This window comes from Comamonas sp. A23 (assembly GCF_004522605.1).
In the GTDB taxonomy this organism is placed as follows: Bacteria; Pseudomonadota; Gammaproteobacteria; order Burkholderiales; family Burkholderiaceae_C; genus Comamonas; species Comamonas thiooxydans.
Genome location: NZ_RSDT01000010.1, coordinates 1 through 16,133, shown reverse-complemented (window position 1 = coordinate 16,133; position 16,133 = coordinate 1). Strand labels below are relative to the sequence as shown.

Sequence of the window (16,133 nt, the reverse complement as noted above, 5' to 3'; positions counted from 1 at the left end):
TGCAGTCCCCAGAGCAAGCAATGGCAGAAAACGCCCTCAATGTTCCTTCCCCGGCCCAGTACTCGCGCTTTGTGCAGCGCCTTCACCGCCGTTACGAGAACTGGTTTGACGCCTTGCCGCCGGGAGCCCCCGACCGGGCCCTGATGGAGCAGGCCCTGGGCACGCTGCAGTCGCGCGGCCTGGATCTCTCCGCTTCACTGCGCGTGCTGCGCCAGCTGGTGATGGAGCGCATCATCGTGCTGGACTGCGAACAGCAGGCACCTCTCGCCGTGGTGACCAAGGCCGTCACCGAGCTGGCCGAGCTGGCCCTGGATCGCGCCTGCACCCAGGTGCGCGCCGAACTCGACACCCGGCATGGTGCGCCTCAGGGGCCGACAGGCCAGGAAGTCCAGTTCTGGGTCATAGGCATGGGCAAGCTAGGTGCCCGCGAGCTCAATGTCTCCAGCGACATCGACCTGATCTACGTCTACGAACATGACGGCGACACCCGGGGCAAGGCCGACGGCCGCGGCGTGATCTCCAACCACGAGTACTTCGGTCGTGCCGTCAAGGGCATCTTCAGCCTGATCGGCGACACCACCGAACACGGCTTTGTCTTTCGCGTCGACCTGGCCCTGCGGCCCAACGGCAATTCAGGCGCCCCCGCCGTTTCGCTGTCCTCGCTGGAGGAGTATCTGCAGATCCACGGCCGGGAGTGGGAGCGCTTTGCCTGGCTCAAGAGCCGCATCGTGGCGCCGCTGGCCGATATCCAGACCCCCAACGTCCAGGCCCTGCGCGGCGTGGTGCTGCCCTTTGTGTTTCGCCGCTATCTGGACTATGCGGTGTTCGACTCGCTGCGCAGCCTGCATCGCCAGATCCGTGACCACGCCTCCAAGCGCAGTGCGGGCCATCCCGAGCGCGCCAACGACGTCAAGCTCTCGCGCGGCGGCATCCGCGAGATCGAATTCATCGTGCAGCTGCTGCAGGTGGTGCGCGGAGGCCAGTTCCCCGAACTGCGCCGTCGCCCCACGCTGGAAGCACTGCAGCGCCTGGTGCAGGCCAATCTGATGAGCGCCGAGATTGCCGATGCGCTGAGCCGCGCCTACATCTTCTTGCGCCAGGTGGAGCACCGCATCCAGTATCTGGACGATCAGCAGACCCATGTGCTGCCCACACGCGACGATGATCTGCTGTGGATTGCCCGCACCCTGGGCTATGCCGATGCCTGCGGCTTTCTGCACCAGCTGGACGAGCACCGCGAACTGGTGGCACAGGAGTTCGACACCTTGCTCGGCGGTGACTCCCAGCAATGCAGCAACGGCCACTGCAATGCCGCCAAGGCCGCGGCAGGCGGACCGCCCACGCCCAGAGACATCGAAGACCTGATCGAGGCCCTGCCTCCCTCGCTGGCCGGGCAGGTCGCCGACTGGCGCAGCAATACCCGCATCAACGGCCTGCGCGACGAGGCGCGGGCCCGCTTGTTCAGGCTCGTGGAGCGCACCTCGCAATGGGTGGAAAGCGGCCAGTCCAGCGAAGAAGCTGCCAAACGCTTTCTGCAGTGGCTGGAACCCCTGCTGCGCCGCGAAAGCTACCTCGCCTTGCTGCTGGAACGCCCGGCAGTTCATGAGAGGTTGCTACATCTTTTGGGAGCTGCACGCTGGCCTGCACGTTACCTGCAGCAACACCCCGGGGTGATCGATGAGCTGGCCAGCGATGCCATCCTCAAGGAGCGCTTTGTCGCAGCAGACTTCGAGCACGAGCTGGCCATGCGCCTGGCCGCCCTGCAGTCCACGGGCGAGGACGACGACGAGACCTTGCTCAATCTGCTGCGCCGCGCCCACCATGCCGAAGTCTTCCGCACGCTGGCTCGCGATATCGAAGGCCGCATTACCGTAGAGCAAGTGGCCGACGACCTCAGCGCCCTGGCCGACAGCGTGCTGCGCATCACGGCCCAATGGTGCTGGAGCCGGCTCAAGAACCGCCACCGCGATACGCCACGTTTCGGCATCGTGGGCTACGGCAAGCTGGGCGGCAAGGAACTGGGCTACGGCAGCGATCTGGACATCGTCTTCGTCTTCGATGACGACGATGACCGCGCGCCCGAGGTTTACGCAGCCTATGTGCGCAAGCTCATCAACTGGCTGACCGTCAAGACCGGTGAAGGCGATCTGTTCGAGATCGACACCGCGCTGCGCCCCAACGGCAACTCGGGTCTGCTGGTGACCAGCTTCGAGTCCTATGCCAATTACCAGCAGCAGCGCGGCAGCAACACCGCCTGGACCTGGGAACACCAGGCCATGACGCGTGCCCGCTTTGTGCTGGGCAGCCGCGACTTTCCCTCGCCTGTAGGTGAGCCTGCGACCGATCTGCACCTGCATCAGCGTTTTGATGCGGTGCGCGAAGCCGTCATCACCGCGCCGCGCGATGCCGCTGCTCTGCGCAACGAGATTGAAACCATGCGTGAGCGGGTGCGTGGCGCCCACCCGGTACGCGGCGGCCTGTTTGACGTCAAACACAGCCCCGGCGGCATGGTGGATGTGGAATTTGCCGTGCAGTACCTGGTGCTGGCCGAATCCGGCGCGCACCGCGAGCTGATCGCCAATGTGGGCAATATCGCCTTGCTGCAGCGCGCCGAAGACGCAGGCCTGCTGCCCAAGGCAGTGGGCTATGAAGCAGCCAAGGCCTACCGCGAGCTGCGCCGCCTGCAACACGTGGCAAGACTGGATGAGCGTTCCGGACAGCTGGAGCCGGAGCAGGCCCAAGCCCAGCGTGAAGCGGTACTCAAGCTCTGGACTGCGGTGTTCGGGCCTGTCGCCTCAGCGCAAAGCAGCTAGCTGCTCCAAGGGCCCGGAGATTGGTGAGCGCCTGCTTTTCGAGGCACTGGCAGCATCCATCAAGATTTGCCTACAGGCATTGCCAAACTGTTACAAAAATGAAACCCACGGGGGCTGGAACTTCTGCAACAGTGTCTTATCTGATAGTCAAGTGCAATGAACTGACAGGTCTGCATTCACCAATTTCCAGTTGCGAAGCCCTTGGGTACGCCCATTGAACAATCCCCGGAGCGCTTCTCCTCCCTCCCTCTCTTAATTCGTTTCGGGATGCTTCGCAGCTTTTTTATGCCCCAAAAAAGGCCACTTTCGAGTGGCCTTTTTTTTGACGACATGCTGCCACTCAGTGGGGCACGGTGTTCACAAAGCTGGGGCGTGCCGCCAGCTTGGCCAGCAAGGCGGCCAGATTCGGATGCTCGGCGCGCCAGTCCATCTCGGGAAAGCGGAAATCCAGCCAGGCCAGGGCACAGCCGACGCTGATATCGGCCAGCGTCAGATGAGTGCCTCCGCAGCAAAACGGCTTCTCGCCCAGACCCTGAGACATGACCTTGAGCGCGGCCTGGACCTTGCCCATCTGGCGGTCCATCCAGGCCTGGCTGCGCTGCTCTGCACTGCGGCCGGGCCAGGTGGCCTCCAACCGCACCAGAACGGCAGCGTCCAGCATGCCGTCAGCCAGGGCCTCCCAGGTCTTGACCTCGGCGCGCTCGCGGCCCGTGCCCGGAATCAGCTTGCCAACCGGCGAAAGTGTGTCCAGATATTCGACGATGACACGCGAATCGAACATGGCCTCCGTGCCGTCCATCACCAGGCGTGGCACCTTGCCCAGAGGATTGCCCGTACCCGGCGCAAGCGCTTCCTCCCAGGGATTCTCTTCGACGAATTGATAGTCCAGCTTCTTTTCGGCCAGCACGACGCGGACTTTGCGCACATAGGGGCTGGTGGTGGAGCCTATTAGTTTCATAGCAGCGGTTCCATGACACGAGTCACCGGCGACGGGCCGGTGCGATGATTCTATGCGCTGGCATGGCGGCACGGCTGCCGCCGCAAAGGGCCGGCATGCGTGCCAGTCACGGCCGCCGAGCAACCCAGCACGGCGTGCGACTGATACAGCGCACCTACAATTGCGCCACCATGAACCTGTCCTCCCTCACCGCCATCTCTCCCTTGGACGGCCGCTACGCCGCCAAGCTGTCCGCACTGCGCCCCATCATGAGCGAATACGGCTATATGCACCGCCGTGTTCAGGTCGAGGTGACCTGGTTCATCGCCCTGTCCGATGCCGGCTTTGCCGAATTCCCCGCGCTGTCGGCCGAATCGCGCGACTATCTGCACGCGCTGGTCGCCAACTTCTCCGAAGCCGATGCCGACGCCATCAAGGCCATCGAAAAGACCACCAACCACGACGTGAAGGCCGTGGAGTACTGGATCAAGTCCAAGTTCGACGGTCGCGCCGAGCTGCAAAAGGCTGCCGAGTTCGTGCACTTTGCCTGCACCAGCGAAGACATCAACAACACCAGCCACGCCCTGCAGATCCGCGTCGGCCGCGACACCGTGCTGCTGCCCGCCATCGACGGCATCATCGCCAAGCTGCGCGAGATGGCCCACCTCTACGCCGAAGTGCCCATGCTCAGCCGCACCCACGGCCAGACCGCCTCTCCCACCACCGTGGGCAAGGAACTGGCCAACGTGGTCGTACGCCTGCAAAAGGCCGCTGCCAACATCGCCGGCGTGAAGATTCTGGGCAAGATGAACGGTGCCGTGGGCAACTACAACGCCCACCTGTCGGCCTGGCCCGAGTTCGACTGGGAAGCGTTCAGCCAGAACGTGGTGGAATCCGCCGAGCCCAAGGGTCTGGGCATCAGCTTCCAGCCCTACTCCATCCAGATCGAGCCCCATGACTACATGGCCGAGCTGTTCGATGCCATGGCTCGCACCAACACCATCCTGATCGACCTGTCGCGCGACATCTGGGGCTATGTGTCCCTGGGCTTCTTCAAGCAGCGCCTGAAGGCCGGCGAGATCGGCTCGTCCACCATGCCCCACAAGGTCAACCCCATCGACTTCGAGAACTGCGAAGGCAATCTGGGCATGGCCAACGCCATGCTCAAGCATCTGGCCGAGAAGCTGCCCATCAGCCGCTGGCAGCGTGACCTGACCGACTCCACCGTGCTGCGCAACATCGGCGTCGCCTTCGGCTATACCACGCTGGCCTACGCTTCGCTGATGACCGGCCTGAACAAGCTCGAACTCAACGAAGAGCGCCTGCAGGAAGACCTGAACCACGCCTGGGAAGTGCTGGCCGAGCCCATCCAGACCGTGATGCGCCGCTATGGCGTGCAGGGCGCCTACGAAAAGCTCAAGGAAGTCACGCGCGGCAAGACCGTGCTGGCCGAAGACCTGCACCGCCTGATCAACGGTCTGGAAATCCCCCAGGCCGACAAGGACCGTCTGCTGGCCATGACGCCTGCCTCCTACATCGGCAAGGCTGCCGAGCTGGCCAAGCGCGTTTAAGCAAAGCTCCCCCCTGAGGCGCTTTGCGCCTTCCCCCTCTCTCGCTTTGCTGCGCAAGGCAGGAGGGGGACGACACCCTCGCTGCGGGGCGGCCCTTGCTCGGTGTCCCCCTGATTGCGCCGCGCCAGTTTCCAAGACTGTGCGCGTTGGGACTTGATCTAGCAGCCCAACACACACCAACAACAAGTTTTTATGGCCATCAAGTCCACCATCTTCAAAGCCAATCTGTCGATTGCCGACATCGACCACAACTACTACGCCGACCACAATCTGACGCTGGCGCGCCATCCCAGCGAAACAGATGACCGCATGATGGTGCGCCTGGTGGCCCTGGCGCTGAACGCCTGGAAGCTGCAAGACCTGTGCAATGGCGACGGCACGCTGGGCTTTGGCATTGGTTTGTCCGACCCTGACGATCCGGACGTGCACATCACCGATTACACCGGCCAGAAGCGTCTGTGGATCGAAGTCGGCCAGCCCGACGAAAAGCCCATCACCAAGGCCTGCAACAAGTCGGACCATATGCTGGTCTACCCCTTCAACCATGCCGCCCATATCTGGTGGAAGGGCCTGGAAGGCAAGCTGGCCCGCCAGAGCAAGCTGGAAGTGCACTACATCGACTCGGAAGTGGCCCAGCAGCTGGGCTCTCTGGCCGAGCGCAGCATGCAGCTGCAGGCCACGATCCAGGAAGGACAGCTCACGCTGTCCAGCAATCTGGGCACGGTGTTTGTCGAACCCACGCGCTGGAAATAAGCTTCAGAAACTCTGGCCGCGCCGCTCCGCCGCGCGCTCCGCATAGCGGGTGAAGCGCCAGGAATCGCCCTCGACCGTGATGCGGCGCCATACGGCCCGCTTCTCGGCGGGCTCCATGGCCGTCCAGTACTGCACCTCGTCGAAACTGCGGCCGCAGCCCTTGCATTTCTCGTCGCCCTGACTGGTGGAGCAGATGGCAATGCAAGGCGTATCGGGCATGGTGTCGAACCAGGCCAGCCAGGCAGCCATGGCATGTGACGGGAAACCCTCCACCGCCACCTCGGACTCGCAGGCATGAATCATCAGCGCATACACCTCGGCCAGGGCCTTGACCTCGGGTGCCAGCAGCACGCCGTCGGGCGATGGAGCGCGGCCTCGCCAGTAATTGATGGCAGCTTCGATGTCGGTGATATGAATGGCAGTCATGGAGCAGGCATCATAAGCCGCAGCCATGAGGCCTGCGCCAGCAAGGTTGCTGCATTTTTGGTAGCTGCCTGTGCTGTGTGCAAAGGCGTCGCAAGACTGCCGCTCAATATAAAACCTGTGAACTAGATGGGGTTTGAAACTTGAAATCCCATGCCTGCTGTGTTGAAATGCGCAGCTTCGAAGGGGAGTAGCTTATCGGGCGCATGCTTTGCGCCATGAGCGGATGGTCGTCAATACGAAGCGCAAGCTTCCGGCCATACGGTTTGCAGTCAGGCTGCAATCGAGCAAGACCTTTGATAGGCCGATGACGGTCAATCAAAGTGTCTGCCCCTGCACGATTCCTCGCGCGGGTTTGCGCTTCGACTTACGTCACCCTGGTCTTCACCCGCTGGCGTCAAGTGCCAAACCTATGCAGACTGCACCGGCGGCATTCCACAACGAGGAAAAATCACATGGATCTGGACTTTCTGACCCACACGCCCTTCTGGATTGCGCTGGGCCAAATCATCATCATCGACATTCTGCTCGGCGGCGACAACGCGGTCGTGATCGCACTGGCCTGTCGCAAGCTGCCACCCGAGCAGCGTCGCAAGGGCATCATCTACGGTACTGCCGGTGCCATCATCCTGCGCATCATCCTGATTGCCTTTGCCATGGTGCTGCTGCAGCTGCCGTTCCTGAAGGTCGTGGGTGCCATACTGCTGATCTGGATCGGTATCAAGCTGATTGCTCCCGATGACGAAGGTCACGACAACATCGAAGGCAGCGACAAGCTGTTTGCCGCCATCAAGACCATCATCGTGGCCGACCTGGTGATGTCCGTGGACAACGTGATCGCCATCGCCGGCGCCGCCCAGAGCTCGGGCGACCACCAGATGCTGCTGATCGTGCTGGGTCTGCTGATTTCCGTGCCCATCATCGTCTGGGGTTCTCAGCTGGTCATCAAGCTGATGGAGCGCTTCCCCATGATCATCGTGGCCGGCGGCATGCTGCTGGGCTGGATCGCGGGCGGCATGTTCGTGACCGACCCCGTGTTCGTGAACACCGACAAGTGGCTGTGGATGCCCAAGCTGGGCACGACCGATGCACAAGGTCTGGCCGAGATCTCCAAGACCCTGTACTGGGCAGCCCATATCGGCGGCGCACTGCTGGTTCTGGCCCTGGGCAAGTTCATTGCCAGCCGCCGCCCCGCGGTTGCAGCCCACTAAGTCTGGAAAACCCAGCAATTCGTGAAGGAATGCGGGAACTGACCGCAGCCTTCACGACTCACAATAGAAACAAGTCGGCACATTTCTACAGATGTGCCGCATTCTTCAACCTTCGTTCCCGTTAGGACGCACTTTGAACCCCATCATTGTTTACGTGGATGACGCCACATACGCCCAGCCTATGCTCGAGGCACTGGCGGGATCGAGCCAGGCGGCTTCCTCCCACTGGTTGCTGGTGGCCTGTGCTCCGCGCATGACCCATCGTGTGAGCAAATGGGTCAGCCATCGCGCTCGCGAGAACTGGCGCGGCAAATGGGCAGACAAGCTGTTTGCGGCGCTGATGCCCGTGATGGCGACGACAGGAGGCAAGGTCACCGCCGTGCTGGCCAAGGGCCCGCTGACCGAGCTGGTTGCCGAGCTGCAGCAGGAACATGGCGCAGCGCAGATCATCGACGCCCGTCGCCCCAAGCAGGAGGCCGTGCAAGCCGCTCCCGTCAAGGCCAATGCCAAGACAGGTGCCGCCGGCGGCCGCTGGAATCTGCCCGGAACCATGGCAGCGATTGCCGCCATGATGGGCTTTGTGATCGACGACTCGCTCTCGATTTAAGAGCTTCAAGCACTCTCGGAATAAGCCTTGCGCGGCCAACACCTCGCAAGGCTTTTTTTTTATGATGTGCTGCGATGAGCGCAGACACAGCCTGCTGCTATGCTGGTCAGCATGAAAATCCTCGTCAAATGGCTTCTTTGCGCGGCGGCTCTTCTCGCAGTCGCCTATGTCTACAGCGGCGTACAGGTACAGAGCTTCGGCTCGGCCATGATTGCGGCCCTGGTCATCGGCCTGCTCAACACCATCATTCGCCCCATCCTGGTGATACTGACGCTGCCCGTGACCATCGTCACCGTGGGTCTGTTCCTGCTGGTGGTCAACGGCCTGATGTTCTGGATGGCCTCCGGCATCCTTGGCGGCTTCCATGTCACCGGCTTCTGGGCCGCAATGCTGGGTGCGCTGATCTACTCGGTGCTGGGCCTACTTATTGACCGCCTTGTCGCGCAGCTGTTCCCGGAGTAACTCGTCCACGGCGCGCAAACGCGTGTCGATGATGGAGGCCTCGAAGTAGTCGGCACCGGCGCCGGCCTTGCGGGCCAGATCCTGCGCCGCCTTGAAGCGATCCACTGCCGCAGCGTAGTCATAGTGCGCCACCTGGGCCTCTGCTTCGGCCCGCAGGGCACGCATTTCCTGACCCTGGCTGCGCCACACGCGCGCCAGCGTCTGCCAGGCCGAGCCATCGCGGGGATGGTCAGTCACCCAAGTCTGCAGGGGGCTGGCCATGGAACCAGCCTGGTTGAGTCTGAGCAGGATTTCCGTCTTGAGCAAGAGCTGCGGCCTGCGCGGTGCAACCTTCTCCACCACGTCAATCGTGGCCAGGCTTGGCCCGGCCTCACGTGGCCCGGCCTCGCGCGGCCCGGCCAGATTGCCGCTGACCGTGACCCTGGGTGCCGCCTGGGGCGCATTGCCGGACTGCAGTGGCAAGGCAGCCAAGGCCGCCTGCGGGTTGTCGGCCTTGAATTCAAGCTCGGCATTCAGCCATCTGGCCTGAATATTCGCGGGTGCGCTGCCCGCCGTCGCCACGAGCAACCGCTGCGCCATCTCGCGCGCCAGCGGCCAGTCGCGCAGATACATGGCACTGAGCGTCGCTGCATAGAGCTGAGCAACCTGCTCCAACTGGCTCAGGCTGGAAAAACTGCCGGAACGCGGCAATCTGGCCCACTGGCGGCGCACCTCGACACCGGGGTTGGAGATCACGCGGGCGCGCGCCGCCATCATCACATGCTCCAGCGTGGGCACGGGGTCGGCCGCACGCTTGCCGGGCGGAATGCGCGAATCCATGTCCGCGATACGCTGGGTGGTCAGCGGGTGGCTGCGCAGATAGGGCCAGCTACCATTGTCATTGAGCCGGCTGGCCTGCTGCAGCTTGCCGAACATGCTCACAAAGCCCTGGGGAGCAAAACCGGCAGGAGACATCAGGCTGTAGCCCATGCGGTCCGCCTCGCTCTCCATGGCGCGCGAGAAATTCAGTTGGTTCTGCATCACCGCCGCCGGGCCACCCATCATGATGGCCATGGCTGCATCGGGGCTGCGCGTGGCCGCCAGGGCACCCAGCAGCATGGAAGCAAGCATCAGCGGCGTCTGCTTGCCTTGCTGTGCCATCATGCGGGCAATGTGGCGCTGGGTGATGTGACTGGTTTCATGGGCAATGACCGATGCCAGCTCATCGCCGCTGCTGACCACGCCGATCAGACCCAGATAGACGCCCATATAGCCGCCGGGCAGTGCAAACGCGTTGACCTGGCGGTCCTTGCCCAGGAGCAGCGTCCAGGCAAAGCGCTCCTCCAGCTCGGGCGACAGCTCGCCATTCTTGCGCGCCGCATCCTGCAGATGCAGCCAGATGCCTTCCACATACTCCTGCAGCACCGGGTCGTCCAGATAGTCCGGATCGCGGTACAGCTCGCGGGCGATGGAATCGCCCAGACGCCGCTCCTCACCCGTGGTCAGCGACGATGCGCCGTCGCCCAGGGTCGGCAAACCCGCCGCCTGCGCAGAGGAAGCCAATGGGGATACGGCCTGAATAGCTATCAAAACAGAAGCTGTCAGCGCTTTTAGAATATGAACTGTACGCAGTTTTGGCATCAAAAATGGCATGGCAATCACAGCATTGCCAGCATACGGATCTTCCATATGCCGACCGTTCAACACCCCACTATGATGCCTTGATTGATGGATGCGGCGAGATGCCCGCCTGTGATGCCCAGGTATAGCCGCCACCCACCACCCGCTCAACCCTGATTGCGCCGCAGAGCCGAACCCGTCTGCTGCCGGAAAGAACCGCCATGTCCTCTCTTACCCACTTCGACGCCCAGGGCCAGGCCCATATGGTGGACGTCGGTGCCAAGCCCAGCACCCATCGCATCGCCGTCGCCGAAGGCCGCATCACCATGAAGCCCGAGACCCTGGCCATTGTGCAGGCTGGCACGGCCAAAAAAGGCGACGTGCTGGGCGTGGCCCGCATCGCCGCCATCATGGCCGCCAAAAAGACCAGCGACCTGATTCCCCTCTGTCACCCCCTGGCCCTGACCCGTGTCGCCGTGGAGTTTGAGCTGGAGCCGGAAACCAACTCCATTCTCTGCACCGCAACCGTCGAGCTAAAAGGCCAGACCGGCGTGGAAATGGAAGCCCTGACCGCCGTGCAGGTCGGCTTGCTGACTATCTACGATATGTGCAAGGCGGTGGATAAGGGGATGGTGATGGGGGGGGTTAGGGTGCTGGAGAAGCGGGGGGGGAAGTCGGGGAACTGGGTGGTTTGAGGCCCGCCGCCTGCTGAGCATTTTTGATAGCTAGTAGCGCTTTCTAAGATTGGGCTCGAGATCATTTTGCTCGAATTTTCGGTTTGAGCAGCCTGCCTGATAAACGGGCCGAGGGCGGGACTCGACCCCCTCGCCTACCTATTTTCTGTTGTCAAAAATAAGCAAAGAGCCAGCCCTTGTTGCCTCCGTGCCTACCGGACTGTGCACAAACACGTTGCCGCAAATTGGATAATGATGCGGCTGCAGTCTCCGATGCAGACGTCGCGACCAGAAGTCGCCGTCCTAAGCGGCAGGCAAAAAGGATAATGCCGAAGCTAATAGTTTTTTATCTTTTTATAGTTACTATGGCAAGTGGATCAGGGCTATAGGTCTATTTCGTCATTAATCTGGCAGCCGAGCGCTCCCACCCGTGTTTCCGCGCCTATGACCTGGTTTTTGGACAGCGCTGCGTTATGTCCTGACTTTCTGTCAACGAAGATGGCTTTCGAATATGTTGATCAATTGAGCCGCCGCATCCTCATCATTGCTTGGCCGTCCCTCAAAAAGAGCTACCACCACATACTCATCCGCCAACTTCATGGCGAAAGAATAAAATCCTGACAATGCGCCATAGTGAGTCAACCTATGGTTCGGTTTCAGCCATGTCCTCCAAGCTTGGCCGTAGTAATACATATGCTCTAATTCCGAGGGCAGAGGTTGTAAGACCAAATCGCGCGGTGGAGTGTATCTTAATATTTTCGCCAATGTCACCGCATCGGAGAACCACCCCCCTGCAGCTCCTAAACTATACCAATCGGATTGGGAAATCTGAAAACCACTTTTAATATCGCTCGTCGGTGGACCACCTAGAACAAGGCGATTAATATTTTCTTGAGGTAGAAGGCGTTGAAGCAATGCATTTTCATAATTTAACTCTGTTACACGCTCAATCAACATTCCAAGCAAGCAGTAGCCAACATTCGAATATTTTGTAATTTTATTAGGCTCATGCTCCAAGGGTTTAGATACAGCAACTCGCACCGCAGATTCACAGCCACGCACACTTGAATCATCTTTAAACAGTGGATCTCCAGACTTGCTGCGATCAAAGCCAGCAGTGTGTTGCAAAAGATGTTGTACTGTTATTTCGCGATAGCCAGCATCATTTGCATATGGAAGCTGAGGCAACAGCGTAAATAATTTATCATTTAATTGCAGCTTTCCCTCTCCAATCAATTTTACCACAACCTGAGCAGTTAATAATTTAGATAGACTAGCAATTGGATACTGCGCATTTAAATATTTTTCATCACAATCACCCACCTGGAAATGAGAAATAATTTTGTTATGGTGAATAATGGCAATTTCTCCATGACTTAGCCGCTGCTCTTGCACAAAGTGCTCCAGCCCTCCGTGTAATGTCAAAGTCCCATGCTCATACCACCATACAGCGATAGCTACCGTCAGTAAAATCAGCAGAAAAAAAAGACGAGCCTTCTTCACATTAGCAACCAATTAACTGTCGAAATCTACCAAGAACTCCATTTTTCGCCATCCATATCGAGTAAGCCTTGTAGTCCGGATCTGAAGCCAGATGGCGCTCCTCAGTCCACGCGCGCAGTATATAAATACAGTTAATTCCAACCAAACCCAAACAATTAATAATGGCCAAGCGACCACTTTCTAGAGAAATAAATGGAATAGAAATTAACCACCATGAAATATTTTTAAAAAAATATGAAGGATGCTTAAAATACCTATAAGGCCCGGAGCTAACAAGCCCTCGATAAGAAAGATTCGAAAACCGTAGTCCAAAACTGACGGTGCTCCAAACATAACCTACCGTCAGCAGCAAGACCACCGTCCCCCACACAAAAAGCAGTAGAGGCTCATCTGTTAGCCACTCATGCCATTCATAGCCATCTTTATAAGCTAGCCATTGATGCAAAACAATCAAGTTAAAAGGCGGATAACAAACCAACGTCACACCCCACCCTGATATTGTGGAATCAGTTGAACGAATTTGTCCATTTATTCGCCGGCTGGTAGAACAATAGCCAATTGTGCCAAAAGCAGTATCTATTGCATACAGCAAATAAATGAGAAAAGCCACTATCGAAATCCAAGAGAATTCCGTAATTTCTAATGAAACCTTACTTGCCGCTGAAACAAAAAAATAGCATCCACCAAGCATCAGTGGGAAGAAGTACGCTTTAACGCACCACCCCAGAAATACTTGCGAATATTTTTTTTTTATTTTTCGCCTCTTAAATATACAGGAAATCGCTGCACTCCCAAGCATTTCCAAAGAGTCAAATTGATTCCCCCGAGCTCTACGGTATAGCATCCATAAAGACCAAGGAATACTAGCTGCAATCAATACCAGTTGCATATCACCTAAAATATCTGATTTTGATAATGCAGCCAATGAATATGTCACAAGAAAATATATCCCACAAAATAACATCCAAACAATAAGCATCCCAATAAATCGTATTTTTTTTCTCCAAACTGGAATGCTATCCAAGCATAAATGTGATGCCGGAAACCTCCTCATCTCTAGCCACCACATAGGTATTCCACATGCAAATAACAAAAGAAGTGTTCCGCACAAATAATCAACCCAGCCGATCACTATACACAAGGCGGAAAATAATGCACCCATGACACCTGAAAACACAACATATCCCGGTGTATTTGACGCAGGAGGGTTTAAATGAATATTCATGAGTTATATGAAATGACGCTTAACTTCTTTGATAAGAATATTATTTAATATATTTATCAAAAAATAAAGGGATGCATATTGCACCCCTTTATTATAACTCTGGCAATTATGAAAAATATTTAAAGCATTAAGGCTCTCATATTTTCAAAATTCGCTCACACTATCAGCCACCTGTAGAAGAGCTAGAAGAAGTGGAGGAAGAGGCCGGACGGCAGTTAGCAGGCAGATACTTTGGCAGCACACCCTTTGCAGCAGCAGGTGCGCATACCCAGTTTAATTGAGTGCCTGCCGCTGTAGTTTCCAGATTAACAGCAGTTGTGCCGTCAGCTCCAACCGGCTTGATTTCAAGCAGGCTGTTGGCGGCAGGAACTACGGACGTCTTATATGTCACCGTGATAACTCCAGAATCACTGCTGACAATGGAATCCACATTTTTATTACCCGTCAAAGCAGTAGTATCCAAAACAGTAGCACCGATTTCAGCGCAATTTGTAGCAGTTGAGCAAGTCATCTTGCGAGGGCCAGCACTTTGGAAGGTTTCAGTAATGGCAGTCTTCAAACCACTAGAAAGTGTCAAACCCTCACTAATCTTTGCACGGATTGTGTAATCCTGATAAGCAGGCAGAGCCACAGCAGCCAGAATACCGATGATCGCCACAACGATCATCAGTTCGATCAGGGTAAAACCCTTTTGAATAGAACGCTTCATTTCAAACTCCCTAGTTGGATGAGACACAAGCTACCAAGCAATCAACGTGCCAACGATTTGGCAAAGGCAGGCCTCATCCAAGATGACACGTTTGGCAACATTAACGCGAGTTTGAGTAACAATTTTGGCAATCCAATCGCAAGCGGTGACAAATTTGTCAGACGCTTCACACCCATCAGGCCGGCCTGTCACTCCACGACGAAGCGCATGGTGCTGCCCGCCAGGTCCACCGTATCGCCATTGAGCAGCGGCACGGACAGAGGGCCCACCACCTGGCCATTGAGCTTGAGGTCTTCGCTTGCGCCCTCCAGTTGGGTGAGCACAAAGCCATGGGGCTTCTGGGTGATGGAGGCGATGGCTACACCGGGCTTGCCCAAAGTGGTAACAACCTTGAAAAGAGGTATTTCCCTGCCGGCCAGGCTGCCGGTGAGCATGCGAATCACGGCATGGCGCGCAGGCAGCGCGGCAAGCGAGCCCTGGATGGTGGAACTGAAGCTGGAGATTTCACCAAACCCGGAGGGGCTGGCGACCTTGGCATAGCCGCTGTCTGCCTCTTCGGAAATATGCGCCAGCGCCTTTTTGCTGCTCTGGGCAGACGACGGAGCACTCGAATCGGCAATCACGGTATCGAGAAAGCGGATTTTGTAGCGGCCAATGTCCAGCAGGTCGCCGTTGAGCAGGTCCTGCTTCTGGATGGCACGACCGTTGACATAGGTGCCGTTGGTGCTGCGCAGGTCTTCAATGCTGACCTTGCCGCCAGAGATGGTGAGCACGGCATGCTCGCCGCTGACCGCCAGATTCTCGATCACGATGTCGTTGTAAGGACGACGACCCAAGGTCGTGCGCTCCTTGGTGAGCTGTACTTCCTTGATGACTGCGCCGTCGATTGAGATGACCAAAGTCGGCATGCTCGAAGCTCCTGAGGAAACGCCAAGTCCTGCTTGGCTGCACTGGCTAGGACCACTCCCACTTGAGTGTGTGATTCAGCGCTGAATCATCAATCGTAACTGGATGAAACGCGCTTGCATGCTGCATCTTATTGCACTAATTCGATGAAGCCAGCTATTCGATTGAAATTTTCAACCTTGCTGTCATTCGTCTGCAGCATCTTTGGAATCGCACCCGCAATCTATCAAGTCGCCATATAAGAAAAGCCCGCACTCGTTGAAAGCGCGGGCTTTTTTGCAAATCTTTGCAAAGTGGCGACAGCCACCTATCCGTGATTTAAAAGGGCAGAGGTCACCTTTTATGTAAACATCTCTCTGATAACTAGTCAGAAGGCCACTTTTTCGAAATTTTACACCAACCACTGTAAACAAGTAAGCCATTTTTAGCAGGTTGTTTACATTGTGTGAGTAGGTGCCCCGGGCAGGGTGTTCCAACGCTAGTCAAGTGACGAAATCGCACCATGCGCAGCAGGGCAGACAACAACTGAACAGCATCAGCAAGCTAGTCCAGTACTTCTACCAGTCAGCCTTGAACTTGAAGAACGCTCACGCATACTTCCTCGCTGAAGCTAGGGCGTGTCCGAATTTTTGTGTAAACGGTTCGGACTTCAATTGACGGAGATGCGGTCTCCGAACTGAATGGTAAAGCGGGTCAGCGCAGCCTTCCAATCCCGGATGGGCATGGTCCACTTCTGACTG

14 protein-coding genes are annotated in these 16,133 nt (G+C 57.7%); 7 read left to right on the top strand and 7 right to left on the bottom strand.

The features are described 5' to 3' along the window. The first annotated feature begins 20 nt into the window (after positions 1-20). Positions 21-2,813 carry a bifunctional [glutamate--ammonia ligase]-adenylyl-L-tyrosine phosphorylase/[glutamate--ammonia-ligase] adenylyltransferase gene (glnE, locus tag EIC84_RS19650; RefSeq protein WP_003066787.1) on the top strand — a complete coding sequence of 931 codons (2,793 nt, stop codon included), beginning with the start codon at positions 21-23 and terminating at the stop codon, positions 2,811-2,813. Positions 2,814-3,153: 340 nt separating this feature from the next. On the opposite strand, the gene EIC84_RS19645 is transcribed toward glnE, so the two are convergent. Then, the gene (locus tag EIC84_RS19645; protein WP_003066785.1) at positions 3,154-3,771 is read right to left on the bottom strand and encodes a glutathione S-transferase C-terminal domain-containing protein; all 618 of its coding nucleotides are present in this window, start codon (positions 3,769-3,771) and stop codon (positions 3,154-3,156) included. A gap of 170 nt (positions 3,772-3,941) precedes the next feature. Here EIC84_RS19645 and purB point away from each other — a divergent pair, with 170 nt between their 5' ends. Then, positions 3,942-5,321: an adenylosuccinate lyase gene (gene purB, locus EIC84_RS19640; RefSeq protein ID WP_003066783.1), complete on the top strand. Its 1,380-nt coding sequence runs from the start codon at positions 3,942-3,944 to the stop codon at positions 5,319-5,321. Positions 5,322-5,513: 192 nt separating this feature from the next. Then, entirely contained in the window at positions 5,514-6,074 is a 561-nt protein-coding gene (locus tag EIC84_RS19635) for a YaeQ family protein (RefSeq protein WP_003066781.1), read from the top strand. 3 nt (positions 6,075-6,077) lie between these two features. On the opposite strand, the gene EIC84_RS19630 is transcribed toward EIC84_RS19635, so the two are convergent. Next, positions 6,078-6,527, bottom strand: coding sequence for a DUF3717 domain-containing protein (locus EIC84_RS19630; protein ID WP_003066780.1), 450 nt, complete (start codon positions 6,525-6,527; stop codon positions 6,078-6,080). A gap of 425 nt (positions 6,528-6,952) precedes the next feature. Here EIC84_RS19630 and EIC84_RS19625 point away from each other — a divergent pair, with 425 nt between their 5' ends. The 3 genes from EIC84_RS19625 to EIC84_RS19615 all read left to right on the top strand — a co-directional run bounded on the left by EIC84_RS19625 (position 6,953) and on the right by EIC84_RS19615 (position 8,777). After that, positions 6,953-7,708 carry a TerC family protein gene (locus EIC84_RS19625; RefSeq protein ID WP_003066777.1) on the top strand — a complete coding sequence of 252 codons (756 nt, stop codon included), beginning with the start codon at positions 6,953-6,955 and terminating at the stop codon, positions 7,706-7,708. Between the two features lie 133 nt (positions 7,709-7,841). Further along, positions 7,842-8,315, top strand: coding sequence for a hypothetical protein (locus EIC84_RS19620; protein ID WP_003066775.1), 474 nt, complete (start codon positions 7,842-7,844; stop codon positions 8,313-8,315). 111 nt (positions 8,316-8,426) lie between these two features. Further along, positions 8,427-8,777, top strand: a complete 351-nt coding sequence (locus tag EIC84_RS19615) for a phage holin family protein (protein WP_034362377.1) — start codon at positions 8,427-8,429, stop codon at positions 8,775-8,777. Here EIC84_RS19615 and EIC84_RS19610 read toward each other — a convergent pair. After that, a complete protein-coding gene (locus EIC84_RS19610) occupies positions 8,736-10,397 on the bottom strand; it encodes a M48 family metalloprotease (RefSeq protein WP_034362375.1) in 1,662 nt (553 codons plus the stop codon). The genes EIC84_RS19615 and EIC84_RS19610 overlap by 42 nt on opposite strands. Before the next feature lie 200 nt (positions 10,398-10,597). On the opposite strand from EIC84_RS19610, the gene moaC reads away from it, so the two are divergent. After that, complete coding sequence (moaC, locus tag EIC84_RS19605) at positions 10,598-11,071, top strand: cyclic pyranopterin monophosphate synthase MoaC (protein WP_003066769.1); 474 nt, start codon at positions 10,598-10,600, stop codon at positions 11,069-11,071. A 468-nt stretch (positions 11,072-11,539) separates the two neighbouring features. Here the strand turns inward: moaC and EIC84_RS19600 are convergent, their stop codons facing one another. The 4 genes from EIC84_RS19600 to EIC84_RS19585 form a co-directional block, all read right to left on the bottom strand. Continuing rightward, on the bottom strand, positions 11,540-12,553 hold the full coding sequence (locus EIC84_RS19600) for a serine hydrolase (RefSeq protein WP_160162815.1): 1,014 nt from the start codon (positions 12,551-12,553) through the stop codon (positions 11,540-11,542). A 1-nt stretch (position 12,554) separates the two neighbouring features. Continuing rightward, complete coding sequence (locus tag EIC84_RS19595) at positions 12,555-13,778, bottom strand: isoprenylcysteine carboxylmethyltransferase family protein (protein ID WP_080554173.1); 1,224 nt, start codon at positions 13,776-13,778, stop codon at positions 12,555-12,557. A 163-nt stretch (positions 13,779-13,941) separates the two neighbouring features. Continuing rightward, positions 13,942-14,487: a pilin gene (locus EIC84_RS19590; protein WP_003066765.1), complete on the bottom strand. Its 546-nt coding sequence runs from the start codon at positions 14,485-14,487 to the stop codon at positions 13,942-13,944. Between the two features lie 188 nt (positions 14,488-14,675). Beyond that, a complete protein-coding gene (locus EIC84_RS19585; protein ID WP_003066763.1) occupies positions 14,676-15,395 on the bottom strand; it encodes an FHA domain-containing protein in 720 nt (239 codons plus the stop codon). Positions 15,396-16,133: the final 738 nt, after the last annotated feature.

Coding starts and splice junctions, on each gene's coding strand:
- EIC84_RS19615 (WP_034362377.1), top strand. CDS start 8,427: ATGAAAATCCTCGTCAAATGGCTTCTTTGCGCGGCGGCTCTTCTCGCA.
- EIC84_RS19635 (WP_003066781.1), top strand. CDS start 5,514: ATGGCCATCAAGTCCACCATCTTCAAAGCCAATCTGTCGATTGCCGAC.
- EIC84_RS19625 (WP_003066777.1), top strand. CDS start 6,953: ATGGATCTGGACTTTCTGACCCACACGCCCTTCTGGATTGCGCTGGGC.
- EIC84_RS19590 (WP_003066765.1), bottom strand. CDS start 14,487: ATGAAGCGTTCTATTCAAAAGGGTTTTACCCTGATCGAACTGATGATC.
- moaC (WP_003066769.1), top strand. CDS start 10,598: ATGTCCTCTCTTACCCACTTCGACGCCCAGGGCCAGGCCCATATGGTG.
- EIC84_RS19630 (WP_003066780.1), bottom strand. CDS start 6,527: ATGGCTGCGGCTTATGATGCCTGCTCCATGACTGCCATTCATATCACC.
- EIC84_RS19645 (WP_003066785.1), bottom strand. CDS start 3,771: ATGAAACTAATAGGCTCCACCACCAGCCCCTATGTGCGCAAAGTCCGC.
- EIC84_RS19595 (WP_080554173.1), bottom strand. CDS start 13,778: ATGAATATTCATTTAAACCCTCCTGCGTCAAATACACCGGGATATGTT.
- EIC84_RS19585 (WP_003066763.1), bottom strand. CDS start 15,395: ATGCCGACTTTGGTCATCTCAATCGACGGCGCAGTCATCAAGGAAGTA.
- glnE (WP_003066787.1), top strand. CDS start 21: ATGGCAGAAAACGCCCTCAATGTTCCTTCCCCGGCCCAGTACTCGCGC.
- purB (WP_003066783.1), top strand. CDS start 3,942: ATGAACCTGTCCTCCCTCACCGCCATCTCTCCCTTGGACGGCCGCTAC.
- EIC84_RS19610 (WP_034362375.1), bottom strand. CDS start 10,397: ATGCCAAAACTGCGTACAGTTCATATTCTAAAAGCGCTGACAGCTTCT.